We start from the raw sequence: 17135 nt of genomic DNA, 5'->3' as shown, positions 1-17135 counted from the left end.
CGTTCCCCGTGCCTAATGACGGGTGTACGTCGATGCGGCCAGTCTGGATCACCGGAAATTTCTTGTGATCCGATCATGCCTTGGAGGCGTATCCAACCTTATGTACGTTGCACTCGATACCAAGGATGCAGGCGGTCATGGCCTGGGGATCCATAGACAGCAGGGGGGAGCGACCGGCCCGGTCGCTGCGTCGAGTGCTCGATTGACGAATACCGAATTGGCTCAGCTTATCCAGAGGATCGCGCATCGTCGGGACCGTGAGGCCTTCACGACGATCTTTGATCATTTCGCGCCCAAGGTGAAAGCCTTTCTGCGGCGGCGTAATGTATCGACAGCGCTGGCTGATGATGTCACCCAGGAAGCGATGCTGGCCGTTTGGCGCCGGGCGGAGAAATTCGACCCAAGCAAGGCGGCGGCCTCAACCTGGATTTTCACCATCGCTCGCAATCTGCACATTGATCACTTCCGCAAACAAGCGCGTGCGAAGAAGCTGGACGAGCATGATCCGCACTTCCAGCCGGTGGGTGAACAACAGCCCGACGAGCTGTTGTCGCGCAGTCAGGATGTGAAAACTGTCAGCGAGGCCTTGTCAGTGCTTCCGGACGAACAACGTATGGTGCTGGAGCTGGCCTTCACCGAGGGCCTCTCCCACAGCGACGTCGCGGAGCGGCTGTCGTTACCCCTTGGAACTGTAAAGTCGAGAATACGGCTCGCGATGCAAAGGCTTCGCGGAGCACTTGGAGAAGTGGAATGACCCGGCGCGGAGAGATGCTGGACGATGCGTGGTACATGGACTACGCAGCCGGCACACTAAAAAGCGAAGGCGAGGACGTGCTGATGGCGGCTCATGTGGAGCTGTCGGATGAGGCGCGTGGCCGTGTGGAAGAGCTGGAAAAGATTGGCGCGGCATTGCTGATGATGGCGCCGGAGAACGAGCCGCTTCCGTTCACCGCTGATGATCTGCTGGCTGCCGAAGGCGCGCTGGCGCCGCTCGAGGTTGGGGACGTTACCCGTCATGAGGCGTATGTGCCCCAGGCGCTCGGCGACTTCCTACAGCGTATCCACAAGACGATCCGCTGGGAATTCCTCGGTCCGGGCCTGAACAAGGCGATGTTGTGGACGGGTCCGGATGGCGAGAAGCTGTGGCTGCTCAAGGCGCAGCCTGGTGTCGCCATTCCGCAACACGGCCATAATGGATCCGAGCTGACACTGGTGCTCAAGGGCAGTTTCTGGGATGGCGAGCAGCAATTCTGCCCCGGTGATGTTGAATATGCTGATGAGGCGGCCGCGCACGATATCCGCATCGATGACGGCGGTGAATGCATCTGTCTGGCCCTGACCCGTGGCAAGCTGCGCTACGACAACCCGATCCTGAAGCTTTTCCAGGTCTTTACCGGACTTTGATCAACTTCTTTGCTGCAGTTTTCTCGAAACTTGCCGAGGCCTGTGCTATCGAGCGTTAGCGATAGCATTCGAGGTGACGGGTTTGCGAACGAGGGCCAACAAGCAAAGCGGTGCAACGATCAAGGATGTGGCCGAGCGCGCAGGCGTTTCGGCCATGACTGTCTCACGGGTCCTCAACGGCGAATCCCGCGTCCGGGACGAGACACGCGAACGCGTGCTCGAGGCGATGAAGGAACTGGACTACCGGCCAAATATTTCGGCCCGCAGCCTGGCCAAGGCGCGCAGCTTTTTTCTCGGTCTTCTCTATAACAACCCCAATCCCGGTTATGTCAGCGAGCTGCTGGTGGGGATGATGAACCGTTGCCGCCAGGCTGGGTACCATCTGGCGATCGAGGATAGCGGATCCACCGATTCCCATTGGGCCAATGCCGTGGAGATGGTTCTGCGTACATCCAATTTCGACGGCGTGATCCTGCCGCCGCCGGTGTGTGATTTTCCGTCAGTCCGCAATGCCCTGGAAGAGATGGGCGTACCCTATGTGAGGATCGCTCCGGAACAGGACCGCGATGCCCAGCCCAGCGTCATAACGGACGATCGTGAGGCGGCCGAACGCATGACCCAATATCTGCTGGAACTGGGGCATACGCGGATCGGTTTCATTCAGGGCGATACGGAACACGGCTCCAGCCGCCAGCGCGAGGCCGGTTTCCGGGCGGCGCTGGAGAAGGCCGGGATTGCCCTGCGTGATGAATGGATCCAGCCGGGCCGCTATACTTATAGATCCGGATTGGTGGCGGCAGAGAACATGCTGCGAGGGGATGATCGCCCAAGTGCTGTTTTCGCCAGCAATGACGACATGGCCGCTGCTGTAGTGGCGGTGGCGAACAAGCTCGGATTGGATGTGCCCGGCCAGCTGTCCGTGACCGGTTTCGACGACACGCAGACCGCGACTACGCTGTGGCCCCAGCTCACCACGGTGCGCCAGCCAATCGCCGAAATGTCTGCTGCTTCGGTGGACATTCTGACCCGCGCTCTGGAACGGGGTGGCGAAGACTCGGATGTGGAAATTCGCCTTATTCCTTGCGAGCTTATAGTTCGTGGGTCGACAGCTCCGCCCGCCGCTTAGGGCGCGAGTCGAGGGCGGCAAGACCCGGGTCGTAATATATTATTAGCGAATAGCTTTATGCGGGCTCGGAGCCGATTGGTTGTCCAGCACAACTTTTTCGCGAAAAAACAAGCATTTATGATGGGTGTTAACGGGTTCCGGAATATTTCTATTACGCCAAAATGCTGCCTAAGCTGTTGTAATTCTTGAATAATAGCCGATTTCGGTGGTAGGGGTGTTTGACCGGTCATATTAGGGTTTGGTTAGAAGAATCGACTAAATTAACCATGATGTGTGCGATCTGCTCATGACACGCACAACGTGTGTTTCTAGTTGTCACGATTCTTAAGAGGCCCCCATGTCCGACTGGCGCAACGCTCCTGAAATGGACCCGGAAGTGATCAACACCCTGATTGCGGCCGTTGGCAAGGAAGCGTTCTCTGCGATGAAACAGCAGTTCATCGATGATCTTCGTTCGCTCTATGGTGCCTATTCCGAAGCCCACGGCAACCAGGACAGCGAGGCTGCCCGCCAGACAGCGCACGCGCTCAAGGGCGCTGCGGTCAATATCGGGCTGAAACAGCTGGGCGCGCTCGCAGCGGCACTCGAAGCCGGCGATGCTTCGCAGGCTGACGAGCTGGGCGCTGTCTTCGCCGCCGCCGTTGATCATCTGGAGGCTGCAGCCTGATGAGCGACGTGCCCGCCAATACGATTGAATTGCCCGCGCGCCTGGACGTTCCGGCGGCCGAGGCGCTTTTGACCGAGCTTCTGGAATATCGCGGCAGTGATGCCGACCTTGTTGTCAAAGGCTCTGATGTTGGCCTGATCGACACACCTGCCATTCAAATCCTTATGAGCGCTGCGCGGGATCAGGCCGCGCGCAAACGCGCTTTCACGCTGAACGACCCGAGTGCCGCCATTCGCGAAGCCATGGAGCTGATGGGCCTCGAGAATGAACTAGCCACCTGGAGGGGAAGCAATGAGTAAACGTGTACTAGCCGTCGATGATTCCAAGACCATGCGCGACATGGTCGCTTTCACGTTGAAACGAGAAGGGTTCGAAGTTGTCGAGGCCGAAGATGGTGTCGAGGCGATGGAGGTTTCCACGACCGGCGATTACGACCTGGTGATCTCGGACGTGAATATGCCCCGCATGGACGGCATCACCCTGGTCGGCAAGCTCCGCGAGAACCCCAAATTCCGTGCCACACCGATCCTCATCCTCACCACCGAGGCGGACCAGACCAAGAAGGAAGCCGGCAAGGCCGCTGGCGCTACGGGCTGGATCGTCAAGCCTTTCGACCCCGACCAGTTGGTGAATGTTGTCCGCCGGGTCTGCCGATAGTCTGAAGACTGGAGAAGACGAGTGAACGAGCTCGAACAATTCAAGCAAACTTTCTTCGAGGAATGTGAAGAGCTGCTGCAGCGCTTCGAGGAAGTTGCCGTGACATTGGTCGCCGGGCCGAATGACGCCGAGGTTCTCGACGACATTTTCCGGACCGTTCACTCCATCAAGGCTGGCGCCGGTGCTTTCAAATTCCAGCGGCTGGCGACCTATTGCCACGAATTCGAGAACTTCATGGATCTGGTCCGGGGGGGCAAGCTCCAGCTGGTCGAAGGGGACCCGGATCTCGTCATCCAGGCTGGTGACATCCTCCAGGATCTCGTCGCCGCCGCACGCGCCGGCATGGAAGCGCAGGCCGGTATCGAGGATGAGATCCTCGAGATTCTCCGCAACAAGACGGGCGCTCCTCAGTCCAACGCCAATGCTGGAGCCGACGTGAATGCAGCCGCTCCGTCCGGTGCCGGGTTCACGATCAAATTCCGTCCGCATCGGGCGATGTACGAGACGGCCAACGAACCGCAACTCCTCCTGCATGCGTTGAAGAGTCTGGGTGTCATGTCGATCTCGACCAGCTCCGAGGCCTTGCCTGACCTGGTCAAGCTCGATCCGCTGGAAGGGTATCTGAGCTGGGACATCGAGATCCGCGGTGACGACATCTCCCGCGAGAGTGTCGAGGAAGTTTTCGAGTTCGTAGATGGTGATTGTGATCTCGAGATCAACGAGATCGAATGCGCCTCCGAGCGGGTTGCTGCTGATTTGCCGGAAGCGCCGGATGCTGCCGACGAGCCGATGGCGGGGGCAGCCACTGCGGCGTCCACAGATTCCAAGGCGATCGCTGCAGCCGCCCAGAGCACGTCCATTCGGGTTGAGCTGGAGCGCATCGACCGCTTGGTCGACATGGTTGGCGAGCTGGTCATCGCCCAGGCCATGGCCCTCGACAGCCTCTCTGAGCTTGTCGATATCCGTCACGTCAAACAGCTCCAGGCGTTGGAAGACCTGACCATGCGGACGCGCCAGCTACAGGAAGGTGTGATGGCGGTGCGGATGCAGCCACTCAAGGCGCTTTTCTCCCGTTTTCCGCGCGTCGTGCGCGACCTCTCCAAGAAGCTGGACAAGAATGTTCGCCTGGAACTCGAGGGTGAAGCGACCGAGGTCGACAAGACGATTATCGAGGAGCTCAGCGATCCGCTTACCCACATGATCCGCAATTGCATGGATCATGGCCTCGAAACACGCGAGGAACGTGCTGAAACAGGCAAGGATGAGCAGGGGATCGTCAAGATTTCCGCCGAGCACCGCAATGGCCGCATCCTGATCCGTGTTGCCGATGACGGCCGTGGTCTGAGCCTCAAACGAGTACGCCAGAAAGCGATCGACAACGGTTTGATCGACGAGGATGCCGAGCTTTCCAAGGAGGAGATCGAGGCATTGATCTTCATGCCGGGTTTCTCCACGGCTGCGGCGATCTCCGATGTTTCCGGGCGTGGTGTGGGCATGGATGTCGTGCGCCGCAATATCCAGAAGCTGGGCGGTCGTGTGACCGTGGAGTCGGAAGAGGGCAAGGGTTCGACCTTCACCCTGGCACTGCCGCTGACCCTGGCTGTTCTGGACGGCATGCTGATTTCCGTTGCCGGCGAGCGTTTCGTCGTCCCGCTTTCCACCATTGTCGAGACAGTACTGCCGGATCCGAGTTCTGTGCGTCAGCTGCCTGACGGTGGCACGGTGATGTCGATCCGCGGCGAAACCATCCGCCTGATCGATGTCTGTGCGGCCATGAGTATTGACCGTTCCGGCCAACCGGAACCGCTGCGCAAGCTGGCGGTTATCGTGGAAACCGAATTTGGCCGTCGGATCGGCCTTATCGTTGACGAGCTGCTGGGACAGCAACAGGTCGTCATCAAGAGCCTGGAAGCCAATTACCGCAGCATTTCCGGTGTCGCCGGAACCGCCATCCTGGGCGATGGCCGGGTGCGTCTGATCCTCGATATCGACGGTCTCGCGGCCATGGATGTGCCGCGCACTGATGGCGGCCAGCCGAGCAACACACCCACTGATACCAATCGCGTCGCCTCGGGAGGGCAAAGCGCATGACAGCTGAGGAAGCCGTGCTGGCAACAGCCGAGGCCATAGCAAACGGTCGGGAAGCCGCGCCGGGCCAGAAACAGTATGTGAGTTTCGCCGCAGGTTCTGAGCAATACGCGGTGGACATCATGTCTGTCAGGGAAATCAAGGGATGGACGGAGGTTACCAGCCTTCCGAACCAGCCCGAGCACGTCCGCGGAGTGCTTAACCTACGCGGTGCGGTACTGCCGATCATTGATCTCCAGTGCCGACTGGGAGGGGGGTTGACCGAAACCACCCAACGCCACGTCATCGTGATCGTGGCGGTTATGGACCGGCAGGTGGGACTGTTGGTCGATGCGGTTTCAGACATTCTCGACGTATCCGACGACAAGATACAACCGGTTCCGGAAACCAACTCCAAGGAAGATGCGCGTGTCTTCTCCGGTTTCCTGACCGATGAAGACCAGATGGTCGCGATGCTGGACCTCGAGCGCCTGCTGGGCTCCGAAATCCTTGACCAATCCCAATCCGAAGACACCCCCGTTCAGTGAAAGCGACCAGAGGAGTCACTGCCATGACTTATGCTTACAACAATCCGAATAGCCGTTCCTCCGGCGACGCTGGTCGCCGCACTCAACTGCTGACCTCCGCCGCCATCTTTGCCGGAGCCGCTGCAGCCTTCGGCGCGGTCGCGTGGACCGCCGCAGGTGCAGGCCCGATCACCGCGCTGCTGGCCGGTCTGCCACTGGCCGCCATTTTCGGCGCCCACAACTATTTCCGTGGAGATGCCTCAACAGGTGCCGGTGGCACGTCCAACACCGAACTCACGGCCAAGCTCGACGCGCTCGACCGCGTCCAGGCCGTTATCGAGTTCGAGCTCGACGGCACGATCATCACCGCCAATGACGCCTTCTGCGGTGCCATGGGTTACGCGCTGGGAGAGATCCAGGGCAGGCATCATTCCATGTTCGCCGAGCCCGAGTACGCCGCCAGTCCGGAATACAGGTCCCTCTGGGACAAGCTGCGTCGTGGCGAGTTCGAAGCCGGTGAGTTCAAGCGCTTCGCCAAGGGTGGTCGCGAGATCTGGATCCAGGCCTCCTACAATCCGGTCTTCGATGAGACGGGGCGTCCGTACAAGGTCGTGAAGTTCGCGACCGACATCACCGAACAGAAACTGCGCAATGCGGATATGACCAGCCAGATCGAGGCGATCGGCAAGTCGCAGGCGGTGATCGAGTTCAATCTCGATGGCACGATTATCACGGCCAATGAAAACTTCTGCTCGACTGTTGGTTATTCCGTTGAGGAAATCCGCGGGCGTCACCATTCCATGTTTGTGGACTCTGAATACGCCGGGAGCCACGAATACAAGGAATTCTGGGCCAAGCTCGGCCGTGGCGAGTTTGACAGCGGTGAATACGAACGTGTTGGCCGTGGCGGCAAGCGCATTGTCATCCAGGCGTCCTACAACCCGATCTTCAACGCCGATGGCAAGCCATACAAGGTCGTGAAATACGCGACGGATCTGACGGCGTCAGAGCGCATGCAGGAGGCTGTTCGAATTCGCTCCGCCCTCGACAGCACGACGACCAATGTCATGGTCGCCGATGCCGATTTCAACATCGTCTACATGAACCACTCCCAGCATGAGATGATGAAGTCCAATGAGGATGCGCTTCGGACCGAGCTTCGCAATTTCAATGCAGACGAGCTGGTCGGCAAGAATATCGATGTCTTCCACAAGAACCCCGCCCACCAGCGCCAGATGCTCGAGCGTCTAACGGCGCCTCATCACACTGAAATCACAGTGGCCGGCCGAATTTTTGGTCTGATCGCTACGCCGGTGATGGATGCGGACGGGAATCGTCAGGGGATCGTTGTCGAGTGGGATGACCGCACCGAGCGTGTTGCTGCGGAAAAAGCGGCTGCCGAGGAAGCCGCTGAGAATGCCCGCATCAAGGCCGCTCTGGACACGACAACGACGAACGTCATGGTCGCCGATGCTGACCTCAACATCGTCTATATGAATGAGTCCCAGCGCGAGATGATGAAGGCCGCCGAGAGTGACTTGCGCAAGGATCTGCCGAATTTCGACAGCAATAACCTGCTTGGTCAGAATATCGATGTCTTCCACAAGAACCCGGCTCACCAGCGTGGAATGCTGGCGCGCCTTACCAGCGCTTATGAGACGGATATCAAGGTCGGTGGCCGCAGCTTCCACCTGATCGCAAGCCCGGTCATGGATGACGACGGACAGCGCGCGGGAACCGTTGTTGAATGGAGAGATGAGACTGCCGAGAAAGCTGTCGAAGCCGAGATCGCTGAAGTGGTGTCTGCTGTTTCGGCGGGCGATTTCACCAAGACATTGCCGCTGGAGGGCAAGGAGGGCTTCCTGCGCGCCCTGTCCGAAGGCGTCAACAGCTTGTCCTCGACAGTGGACGGGGTACTCCAGTCATTCGGTACCATGCTGGGGTCGCTTTCACAGGGCGATCTGACCCAGCGGATCAACCAGGATTATCAGGGCGTCTATGGCGAGCTGAAGGAAAATGCCAATTCCATGGCGTCAACCCTGCAGGAAACCGTCAAGGCGATTTCCATGGCATCCGAGGAAGTCTCCTCCGGCGCCGAGCAGATCTCCACGGGTGCTTCCGATCTGTCCCAACGCACTGAACAGCAGGCAGCCAATCTGGAAGAGACCGCTGCCTCGATGGAAGAAATGGCTTCAACCATCAAGCAGAATGCCGATAACTCCACACAGGCCAGCCAGCTTGCCATCACCGCGCGTGACAGTGCCGAGAAGGGTGGCAATGTCGTCTCCAACGCTGTTGATGCGATGGGCAAGATCGAGGACTCCTCGCGCCGTATCTCCGACATTATCGGTGTCATCGACGAGATTGCCTTCCAGACCAACCTCCTGGCCCTGAACGCAGCGGTCGAGGCGGCCCGGGCTGGCGATGCCGGACGTGGTTTCGCGGTCGTGGCGTCGGAAGTCCGCTCCCTCGCCCAGCGCTCCGCGCAAGCTGCCAAGGACATCAAGGATCTCATCGTCGACTCGACCGAACAGGTCCAGGGTGGTGTCGAGCTGGTCAACGAGACCGGCGAAGCGCTCACCGAGATTGTCGACAGCATCAAGAAGGTGGCGGATATCGTCGCCGAGATCTCTGCCGCATCCCGTGAGCAGGCCACCGGTGCTGACGAAATCAACACGGCTGTCACGCAGATGGACGAGATGACCCAGCAGAACTCTGCCCTGGTGGAAGAGAATGCTGCTGCAGCCAAGACGATGAATGACCAGGCAAGCCGCATGCGCCAGCGCATGAGCTTCTTCAATGCCGGCCAGAATACGGGCGGATACGAAGCTCATGCGGCTCCAGTCGCCCGTCCGCAAGTGGTCGCAGGGGGTGGCGCGGGAGCGCGTGGCCTGCAGGCAGCGCTTGCCGAGAGTGTCGTGGACGACGAGGACGACTGGTCTGAATTCTAGGCGAAGGCGGTCCTGAGCGAGTAGACAAGAATGGCACCAACAGCCTCCAGACGATCCGCCGGTGAACGTGAATTTGCCATGCGAGATGCCGATTTTCGGATTATCGCAAATGCAATTTATGACCATGCGGGCATTGTGATCGGTGATCACAAGAAGGAGCTTGTCTACTCGCGTCTCGCCCGTCGGCTGCGTCAGCTGGGGCTGGCCGATTTCACGGCCTACCTGGCCCGCCTGGGCGGGCCCGACGGGGATAGTGAGCGCAATCACCTGATCAATGCGCTGACCACCAATCACACCAACTTCTTCCGCGAACCGCATCATTTCGACTACATCAAGGATGTTCTGGTTCCACACTGGAAGACACGGGCCGCCAAAACCGGCGACAAGACCCTGAAGGTCTGGTCAGCAGGCAGCTCGACCGGCGAAGAGCCCTATACACTGGCCATGACCCTGGACGCCGCGCTGAAGGGCGATCCGGGCTGGAAGTGGAAGATCCTCGCCACCGATATCGACACAAATGTGCTCCAGCATTGTCGTGAGGGCAGCTATCCCTCCTCGGCCATCAGCGGCATTCCCAAGGGGTATCGGTCCTATTGCGAACGCGATCGCCGCGAAGGTGTGGACAGGTTCGTGATGTCCCAGGCCCTGAAGTCGCGGCTGGTTTTCAATCGGTTGAACCTGCACGCCTCCTGGCCGATCAAGAACAAGTTTGACGCGATTTTCTGTCGCAACGTCACCATCTATTTTGATGGCCCGGCCAAACAGCGCCTGATCGAGCGTTTCGTGAGCATGCTCAAGCCCGATGCCTGTTTGTTCCTTGGCCATTCCGAGAGTCTTCTGGGGGGCAAGGTCGACATGACGCCGGTCGGCCGAACGATCTACGCCTTCCGCGGAGGCGCTCACGATGTCTAGAAGCAGCGCTGCCCGCAAGAGCGATGTCCCTGGCTCCACGCGCTATCACGACAAATCTGCCGACAAATGGGTCGTAAAGGTCCTGCCGGGCGGGTACCACGTGACCGAAGGTGCTGATGGCAGCGAGCTGATTTCAACGGTCCTGGGCTCCTGTGTCTCGGCCTGCATCTGGGATCCGGTCATGGGACTGGGCGGGATGAACCATTTCATGTTGCCGCATGATGATGCCGGTGTGTGGGGCGGGGCCAGCCTGGCCATGCGCTACGGCAACCACGCCATGGAAAGCCTGGTCAACACTTTGCTCAAGGCTGGTGCTGACAAGCGTCGTCTCCAGGTGAAGTTCTTCGGCGGCGGAAATGTCATTCAGCGAATGCGCGGCGTAGGCGACCAAAACGCTGATTTCGCACGCAGATATGCCGAGGCCGAAGGTCTGAACGTGATCGCCTGGGATCTCGGCGGGGACCGCGGTCGCCGCATCATGTTCGACCCGGAAAGTGGCAAGGTCTGGCGGAAATTCCTCAACTCCTCTGCCCTGGGCGAGGTCACTGAGGTGGAATCCTCGATGCACAAAGCTCCGCCGCTTCGCAAGAAGCAAACCGATATCGAGCTGTTCTAGGGGATTTGATGGCGCGCAAGATACGGACATTGGTGGTCGACGACAGTGCTCTGATGCGGATGCTTATCCCGTCAATGCTCCAACGCTCGCCTCACATCGAGGTGGTTGGTGCAGCGTCGAACCCGTTCGCCGCGCGCGAGATGATCAAGGAGCTCAATCCGGACGTCATCACGCTGGATGTCGAGATGCCGAAAATGGATGGCATTTCCTTCCTCAACAAGATCATGACCTTGCGGCCCACGCCCGTGGTTATGGTCTCCTCGCTGACCCAGAAGGGCGCCGATATCACGCTCAAGGCGCTGGAGCTGGGTGCGATCGATTTCATCGGCAAGCCGACAATTGACCTGGAAAAGAACATGCCGCTGCTGGCGGACGAGCTGATCGACAAGGTGCGCGCAGCGGCCGTCTCCAGGGTTCGCGCGCACACCCGTAAGGTTGAGGTGAAGGCTGCCGCTCCGGTCCAGTTCGACACGACCGAGGCAATTGTCGCCATGGGAGCCTCGACGGGGGGGGTGGAAACGCTCGGCCGGATCCTGCGCGCCATGCCGCCGAACGCGCCGGGCATTGTTATCGCCCAGCACATGCCCGCCGCCTTTACCAAGCAATTCGCCGAGCGCATCAACAAGTCCTGCGCCGTCAATGTGGCGGAAGCGGACCAGGGACGGCGCATTCGCCCGGGTTCGGTGTGGATCGCACCGGGCGACCGGCATCTGGAAGTGCGTCGCTCCGGCGCTGACTATGTTTGCCAGCTGACTGATGAGGCGCCGGTCAGTGGTCACAAACCGTCTGTGGATGTGCTTTTCAATTCCGTTGCCCGGGCCTGTGGGGCGCAGGCGATCGGGGTCATCCTGACCGGCATGGGCAAGGACGGTGCGAACGGGCTCAAGACGATGCGCGACGCGGGATGTCACACGCTGGGCCAGGACGAGGCGTCGAGCCTCGTCTACGGCATGCCGAAAGCGGCCTTCGATGTGGGTGCAGTCGAGCGGCAGTTACCGGAAGATAAGATTCCATCAGCCATACTGCGGATCGTATCCGAGGGTGGCGACGTATTGCGTATTTAACCTGGTGCGATTTGGGCGCACCCAGCAGGACGAGTTCACGTTATGGGACAGGTTGTAAACTTTGATTCAGGCCCAGAGGATGCCCGGGAGCCCAAAACCCCGGTCGCGCGTCTTCTGCTGGGCACGATTGAGTCTGCCAATCTTGTATTGAATGAAACAACCACCGACGTGCAAGCCCAGGCCCATCGCCTGAGTGCGCTTTTCACCAGCCTGACCGATGCGTCCAACGAGCAAACTGACCGTCTCTCGGAGCTGGTCGAGCAGATATCGTCGGTCGAGTACGATGGCGGTGAGGTGGATCTTGTCGCTCTGCCGCGCATTCTCGAGGAATCGCTGGAAGAGGTCACCGAGCGTATTCTCGTCCTGTCCAAACAGGGCGTGTCGCTGATCTATTCCCTCGACGCAATCCTTGAGGAAATCGACGAACTACAGAGCTGTATCACCGAGATCGAGGCCATCAATCGCCAGACCCGCCTGCTCTCGCTGAACGCCCAGATCGAAGCGGGCCGGGCTGGTGACGCCGGGGCCGGTTTCCAGGTCGTTTCGACGGAAATGCACACATTGTCTAGGCGTATTGATGCGCTTTCGGAAAAGATGCGGGGTAGTACGGCCATCGTCACGCGATCGATCAAGGAGGTCATCTCCTCGATCCGTACAGAGTATGAAGAGCTCAGCGAAATCGGCGCGATGGACCTGACCCAGCAGATCGATGCCAAGGAGCACCTGGAGATCCTGCTCAACGCGCTGGTGGCGCGTAATGACGAGATCCACGGCGTGCTCGGGCATTCGACGGATACCGCGCGGCGCATTTCCGATGAGATCCGTGAAGTCGTCATGGCCATGCAGTTTCAGGATCGTATGAAACAGCGCACCGACGCGATCGTGAAGGCCCTCGATGCCGTTGCCCATTTCCTCGACGACCATCCTGATCTCGTTTCCGATGAGAGCGGATGTGATACGCTCAAGAAGAACATCCTCGATTCCATAACGCTATCGGATGTGCGCCGTGAATTCGGTCAACGCTTCGGAGTAGAGGAAGCAAGGCCTTCCTCCTCGCCGTCCGGCGGTGGCGATCTTGATATTGAACTATTCTAGGGGAGAAGAATGGAATACACCGCTGACCACTCCGGAGAAAGGCTGCACGTGCGTATTTCCGGCGTTCTGACTTTTGATGATCACGAGCGTTTCAAGTCCATCGTCAAGCTGATCGCTTCGGGTGATGAGACCCAGGTCACACTCGATCTCGGCCAGACCAAGATGATCGACTCCGCGGGCATCGGCATGCTCCTTCTGGCCAATGACAGAGCCATGAAAGAATCCAAGAAAATGTCTCTGACCGGAGTCAATGGTCACGTGGCGAAGGTGATCGAGTTGTCCAAGGTCGATCAGATTATCCCCATCACCTGATAAGGGTCTGCTATGAGTGCGAAACCGAAGCCGGTCGACACCGAGATTGCGTCTGCGACGATTGAGGCGAACGATGCTCGTGTCCTGATTGTTGATGATTTGAGATCATCTCGCATGCTCATCGGAAGCGTGCTCAAGGCTGCGGGTTTCTCTAATCTTGACTACGCGGTCGATGGTCTGGATGCGCTCGAAAGGTTCAGAAAGAACGAGCCGGATGTTGTCGTGCTCGACATTGTCATGCCGCGCATGGACGGGTTCGAGGTCTGTCACGAGATTCGCAATACGCTTAAAAGCGATGTGCCGATCCTGATTCAGTCCGGCGTGCAGGAAGGCAATCAACGGGTCCGGGCCTTTGACGAAGGTGCCAGCGATCTCGTTTCCAAGCCGATCAATGCAGCTGAACTTGTCTCGCGCCTGCGTCTGCATATCGAGCGTCGCCGTATGATCGACCGCCTGCAGCGCTATCAAAACCGGATGGAGGAGGAGCTGCACACGGCGGAAGCCATGCAGATGTCGCTGCTCAAATCACCGGAAGAGCTGGAGGGACTGGCTCAACCCAAGGGCGCGGAGGTCGAGGCCTTCTATCGCGCTTCGCACAAACTTGGCGGTGACCTGTGGGAAGCCTTCGAAGTCGATGAAGACCGTTTCGGCCTGTTGATGTTCGACCTGTCCGGGCACGGTGTGTCCGCAGCGATCAACGCGTTTCGCCTGCACATGCTGGTCAATTCCCACAAAGAGTTGCGCAGTGACCCGGCGAGATGGCTGGCACAGGTCTCTGCCGATCTGTACCGCATGCTTCCGGTCCAGCATTTCTCGACGGGTTTCTATGGCATCTATGACCGCCGTGACCGAACGCTCACCTATGCAGGCGCGGGCGCGCCGACACCGGTCTTGATACGCGGTGCCGAGGCAATCCAGCTCGACGGTAGCGGTGTGATCATGGGCTGCCTGCCCAGCTCGGAGTACAGCAATCACCGCCTGCAGATGCAGCCGGGTGACCAGCTCTGCCTCTACAGCGATGCACTGTATGAGGACTTCGATGATCCGACCCAGTCGCTTGAGGTCGCGGATCTGGTTGAGCACATTCGTTCAGGGCTTGCTAACCGCAACAAGGCCGGTTTCGCCGATGCCCTGGTGCGCAGCATTTTCGGATGTTTCCCGGAGAGCATGCCGGACGACCTCACCATATTGCGGTTGGAGGTGAAGGCGTGATTGCTGAACTCCCGGCCAGCGCCAGCGACGGCAAGGTCTGGGTCCGATTCAAGGATCCGCGCCTTTCCCGCCTGATCCCGGACGTGCTTGGCGACGAGCTGGGCCACGCCATTGCCCACGACGAGGCGCCGGATTTCTCGAACGTCGGTATCGTCATTGTTGACGACGCCCATGCGGATATTCTCGTTGCCGCGCGCGCAGACAGACGCGATCGTACAAACCATCTTGATTTCGGTCGATGCCTCGCCAGGACGAGCCGATTTTGTCCTTCCGGTGGATGTCGACGCCCAGGTGCTCAGTTCGGTCTATTCGGCGGCATCGGAGTTTCGCTCGCAAGTCGCCAGCCTGCGTCGTGATGTTGCCAGCCGCCAATCCGCGGTCGGCACCATCAATCATGGTCAGTTTGTGCTCTCCTCGCTGGATGAGGCACGTAATCTGGCAACGATGCTCGCCCTTGCCTGTCCGAATTCGGACCTGGTTGCGATCGGCCTTCAGGAATTGCTGATCAATGCCGTCGAGCACGGCAACCTGGAAATCACAGCCCAGGAGAAGCAGGAGCTGCTGATCGACGGCAAGTGGCGTGACGAGGTAGAGCGTCGCCTCAACAGCGCGGAATATGCGGGGCGTGTCGTCCTGGTGAACTTCCAGCGCGGTGAGCGCATGATCTCGATCACCATCCAGGATGATGGCGAGGGCTTCGAATACGACAATTATGTCGACAGCGATGTTCCAACCGAAGGCTATCGCGGCCGCGGTATCGCCATGGCCCGCGACCTTTCCTTTTCCAGTCTGACCTATCTGGGTCGGGGCAACCTGGTTGAAGCAACCATCTTGCTGCAGAGCGACTAGGTCGTCTCTGATAGTTCACTGGATTTCCGGCTCCAGCTCCGCTAGGCGAGCCGACGAAGAATATTGGAGGATGTTCAGTGCGCGTTTCAATCAGCACCGCCGTGTCCGTTCTGGCGGCCGTCTCGACGATCTGTTCCGCAGGTCATGCCCAGTCTGGCGAAACCACTCGGGATGAGACCTGGGTCCGGGCACAGGCCGAGGCACGCGCGCGAATCGAGCGGCGCCTGCGCCCGCAAGAGGCACGCAATGTCATCCTTTTTGTCGCCGACGGGATGAGTATTCCGACAATCACGGCAGCACGGATCTTCGATGGCCAGCAGAATGGGCTGGGTCAGGATGATGTGGAACATTTGCTGAGCTTCGAGAGCTTTCCGGACGCGGCACTGGTGCGGACCTATTCTACCGATGCCCAGGTACCGGATTCGGCAAACACGGCCTCGGCCATGGTTACCGGGGTCAAGACACGCAATGGCGCGCTGAGTGTGCGTGGTGACCAGTTCCTGGACGTCTGCGACGGCTCCTCCACGCCGCCCGCAACCCTGGTCGAGCTCGCCGAGGATCGTGGCATGGCGACCGGCATTATCTCCACCGCACGCATTACCCATGCTACGCCGGCAGCGACCTATGCTCATTCATCTTCCCGCACGTGGGAACTGGATACGGTGCTTCCGGACGAAGCCGTGGAGGCCGGTTGTGAGGATATCGCGGCTCAGCTTCTCTCATTCGACCATGGCGACGGGCTGGATGTGGTGCTGGGTGGTGGGCGCCAGGCCTTCCTGCCCGAGGGGGGAGGCGGACGTCGCGGCGACGGCCGCAACCTGATGCAGGAGTGGGCGGATCGTGGCGGTGCCACCGCAACCACCGCACAGGAATTCAGGAGCCTTGCAGCCGAGGATGAGGCTCCGGTGCTCGGTCTTTTCACCGGCAGCCACCTGGCGTTCGAGGCGGACCGCGTCAGCGAGGAGGAGCCTTCCCTCGCCGAGCTGACGTCCTTCGCCGTGCGCCGTCTGGAAAATGACGAGGATGGTTATGTCCTGCTCGTGGAGGCGGGTCGTGTCGATCACGCTCACCACGCGACCAATGCCTATCGCGCCTTTACGGACATGCAGGCTTTTGCGGATGCGATCGCCGCCGCGGTAGAGCTTGTCGATCTGGATGAAACGCTGATCCTGGTCACAGCCGACCACGGTCACACCATGACGATATCGGGTTATCCTGCACGCGGTAATCCGATCCTGGGTCTCGTGCGCTCTGCCAATATGGAAGAGCGTGGTGGTGAGCCAAGCCTGACGTTCGACGCCACCGGTCGTCCCTATACGACGATCGGTTATGCCAATGGTCCCAACACGCGTTCGGAAGATGACGAGGCGCTGACCGAGGAAGAGGTTCAGGATACCAGCTATCGTCAGGAGGCGACGGTAAGGCGCCCGGCCGAGACGCATTCCGGTGCCGATGTAGCGCTTTTCGCCAATGGTCCGCGCTCGCATTATTTCACGGGTTCCATGGAGCAGAACACGATTTTCCACCTCATCACCGCTGCCCTTGGTTGGGCGAGCGACGAGGGGGCGCAGGACTAATTTCAACATTCAGCTGGGGTTCAGGCCCTCTATCCCCTAATGTTGCCATCTTAGGGTATGCGCGGTGCCAGGCACCCCGCATCAGGGAAAAGGGGATCA

General features: G+C 59.5%; 17 protein-coding genes. All 17 read left to right on the top strand.

Annotation, left to right across the window (positions count from 1 at the left end; all coding sequences use genetic code 11):
• Positions 1 to 22 precede the first annotated feature (22 nt).
• The 17 genes from JJ889_RS00160 (at position 23) to JJ889_RS00080 (ending at position 17036) form a co-directional block, all read left to right on the top strand.
• Complete coding sequence (locus tag JJ889_RS00160; protein ID WP_291890729.1) at positions 23 to 754, top strand: sigma-70 family RNA polymerase sigma factor; 732 nt, start codon at positions 23 to 25, stop codon at positions 752 to 754.
• Entirely contained in the window at positions 751 to 1404 is a 654-nt protein-coding gene (locus tag JJ889_RS00155) for a ChrR family anti-sigma-E factor (protein WP_291890728.1), read from the top strand. Before JJ889_RS00160 ends, JJ889_RS00155 begins: the two co-directional genes overlap by 4 nt.
• An 82-nt stretch (positions 1405 to 1486) precedes the next feature.
• Positions 1487 to 2530, top strand: a complete 1044-nt coding sequence (locus JJ889_RS00150; protein WP_291890727.1) for a LacI family DNA-binding transcriptional regulator — start codon at positions 1487 to 1489, stop codon at positions 2528 to 2530.
• Positions 2531 to 2867: 337 nt separating this feature from the next.
• Positions 2868 to 3197 (top strand): Hpt domain-containing protein, encoded by a 330-nt coding sequence (locus JJ889_RS00145; RefSeq protein WP_291890726.1) that lies wholly within the window; start codon positions 2868 to 2870, stop codon positions 3195 to 3197.
• Entirely contained in the window at positions 3197 to 3496 is a 300-nt protein-coding gene (locus JJ889_RS00140) for an STAS domain-containing protein (protein WP_291890725.1), read from the top strand. The genes JJ889_RS00145 and JJ889_RS00140 overlap by 1 nt, the downstream gene beginning before the upstream one ends.
• Complete coding sequence (locus JJ889_RS00135; protein ID WP_291890724.1) at positions 3489 to 3854, top strand: response regulator; 366 nt, start codon at positions 3489 to 3491, stop codon at positions 3852 to 3854. Before JJ889_RS00140 ends, JJ889_RS00135 begins: the two co-directional genes overlap by 8 nt.
• Before the next feature lie 21 nt (positions 3855 to 3875).
• Positions 3876 to 5945: a chemotaxis protein CheA gene (locus JJ889_RS00130; protein WP_291890723.1), complete on the top strand. Its 2070-nt coding sequence runs from the start codon at positions 3876 to 3878 to the stop codon at positions 5943 to 5945.
• On the top strand, positions 5942 to 6469 hold the full coding sequence (locus JJ889_RS00125) for a chemotaxis protein CheW (protein ID WP_291890722.1): 528 nt from the start codon (positions 5942 to 5944) through the stop codon (positions 6467 to 6469). Before JJ889_RS00130 ends, JJ889_RS00125 begins: the two co-directional genes overlap by 4 nt.
• Before the next feature lie 23 nt (positions 6470 to 6492).
• Positions 6493 to 9399: a methyl-accepting chemotaxis protein gene (locus JJ889_RS00120; protein WP_291890721.1), complete on the top strand. Its 2907-nt coding sequence runs from the start codon at positions 6493 to 6495 to the stop codon at positions 9397 to 9399.
• A 30-nt stretch (positions 9400 to 9429) separates the two neighbouring features.
• Positions 9430 to 10311, top strand: a complete 882-nt coding sequence (locus JJ889_RS00115) for a protein-glutamate O-methyltransferase CheR (RefSeq protein WP_291890720.1) — start codon at positions 9430 to 9432, stop codon at positions 10309 to 10311.
• Positions 10304 to 10927, top strand: coding sequence for a chemotaxis protein CheD (locus JJ889_RS00110; protein ID WP_291890719.1), 624 nt, complete (start codon positions 10304 to 10306; stop codon positions 10925 to 10927). The genes JJ889_RS00115 and JJ889_RS00110 overlap by 8 nt, the downstream gene beginning before the upstream one ends.
• Before the next feature lie 8 nt (positions 10928 to 10935).
• The gene (locus tag JJ889_RS00105) at positions 10936 to 11991 is read left to right on the top strand and encodes a chemotaxis response regulator protein-glutamate methylesterase (RefSeq protein WP_291890718.1); all 1056 of its coding nucleotides are present in this window, start codon (positions 10936 to 10938) and stop codon (positions 11989 to 11991) included.
• A gap of 42 nt (positions 11992 to 12033) precedes the next feature.
• On the top strand, positions 12034 to 13086 hold the full coding sequence (locus tag JJ889_RS00100; RefSeq protein WP_291890717.1) for a methyl-accepting chemotaxis protein: 1053 nt from the start codon (positions 12034 to 12036) through the stop codon (positions 13084 to 13086).
• 9 nt (positions 13087 to 13095) lie between these two features.
• Positions 13096 to 13398, top strand: coding sequence for an STAS domain-containing protein (locus JJ889_RS00095; protein WP_291890716.1), 303 nt, complete (start codon positions 13096 to 13098; stop codon positions 13396 to 13398).
• 12 nt (positions 13399 to 13410) lie between these two features.
• Positions 13411 to 14610 (top strand): PP2C family protein-serine/threonine phosphatase, encoded by a 1200-nt coding sequence (locus JJ889_RS00090; protein WP_291890715.1) that lies wholly within the window; start codon positions 13411 to 13413, stop codon positions 14608 to 14610.
• A 171-nt stretch (positions 14611 to 14781) separates the two neighbouring features.
• Positions 14782 to 15459 (top strand): ATP-binding protein, encoded by a 678-nt coding sequence (locus tag JJ889_RS00085; protein WP_291890714.1) that lies wholly within the window; start codon positions 14782 to 14784, stop codon positions 15457 to 15459.
• A 77-nt stretch (positions 15460 to 15536) separates the two neighbouring features.
• On the top strand, positions 15537 to 17036 hold the full coding sequence (locus tag JJ889_RS00080) for an alkaline phosphatase (RefSeq protein ID WP_291890713.1): 1500 nt from the start codon (positions 15537 to 15539) through the stop codon (positions 17034 to 17036).
• Positions 17037 to 17135 lie beyond the last annotated feature (99 nt).

It is taken from the genome of Maricaulis sp. (assembly GCF_017643475.1).
In the GTDB taxonomy this organism is placed as follows: domain Bacteria; phylum Pseudomonadota; class Alphaproteobacteria; order Caulobacterales; family Maricaulaceae; genus Maricaulis.
Note: the sequence above shows the minus strand (reverse complement) of the source record. Positions and strands in the feature narration are given on the sequence as shown.

Bases quoted from the DNA above. Each gene is read 5' to 3' on its own strand.
- JJ889_RS00155 (WP_291890728.1), top strand. From the start codon at position 751: ATGACCCGGCGCGGAGAGATGCTGGACGATGCGTGGTACATGGACTAC.
- JJ889_RS00145 (WP_291890726.1), top strand. From the start codon at position 2,868: ATGTCCGACTGGCGCAACGCTCCTGAAATGGACCCGGAAGTGATCAAC.
- JJ889_RS00140 (WP_291890725.1), top strand. From the start codon at position 3,197: ATGAGCGACGTGCCCGCCAATACGATTGAATTGCCCGCGCGCCTGGAC.
- JJ889_RS00135 (WP_291890724.1), top strand. From the start codon at position 3,489: ATGAGTAAACGTGTACTAGCCGTCGATGATTCCAAGACCATGCGCGAC.
- JJ889_RS00125 (WP_291890722.1), top strand. From the start codon at position 5,942: ATGACAGCTGAGGAAGCCGTGCTGGCAACAGCCGAGGCCATAGCAAAC.
- JJ889_RS00120 (WP_291890721.1), top strand. From the start codon at position 6,493: ATGACTTATGCTTACAACAATCCGAATAGCCGTTCCTCCGGCGACGCT.
- JJ889_RS00115 (WP_291890720.1), top strand. From the start codon at position 9,430: ATGGCACCAACAGCCTCCAGACGATCCGCCGGTGAACGTGAATTTGCC.
- JJ889_RS00110 (WP_291890719.1), top strand. From the start codon at position 10,304: ATGTCTAGAAGCAGCGCTGCCCGCAAGAGCGATGTCCCTGGCTCCACG.
- JJ889_RS00105 (WP_291890718.1), top strand. From the start codon at position 10,936: ATGGCGCGCAAGATACGGACATTGGTGGTCGACGACAGTGCTCTGATG.
- JJ889_RS00100 (WP_291890717.1), top strand. From the start codon at position 12,034: ATGGGACAGGTTGTAAACTTTGATTCAGGCCCAGAGGATGCCCGGGAG.
- JJ889_RS00095 (WP_291890716.1), top strand. From the start codon at position 13,096: ATGGAATACACCGCTGACCACTCCGGAGAAAGGCTGCACGTGCGTATT.
- JJ889_RS00090 (WP_291890715.1), top strand. From the start codon at position 13,411: ATGAGTGCGAAACCGAAGCCGGTCGACACCGAGATTGCGTCTGCGACG.
- JJ889_RS00085 (WP_291890714.1), top strand. From the start codon at position 14,782: ATGCGGATATTCTCGTTGCCGCGCGCGCAGACAGACGCGATCGTACAA.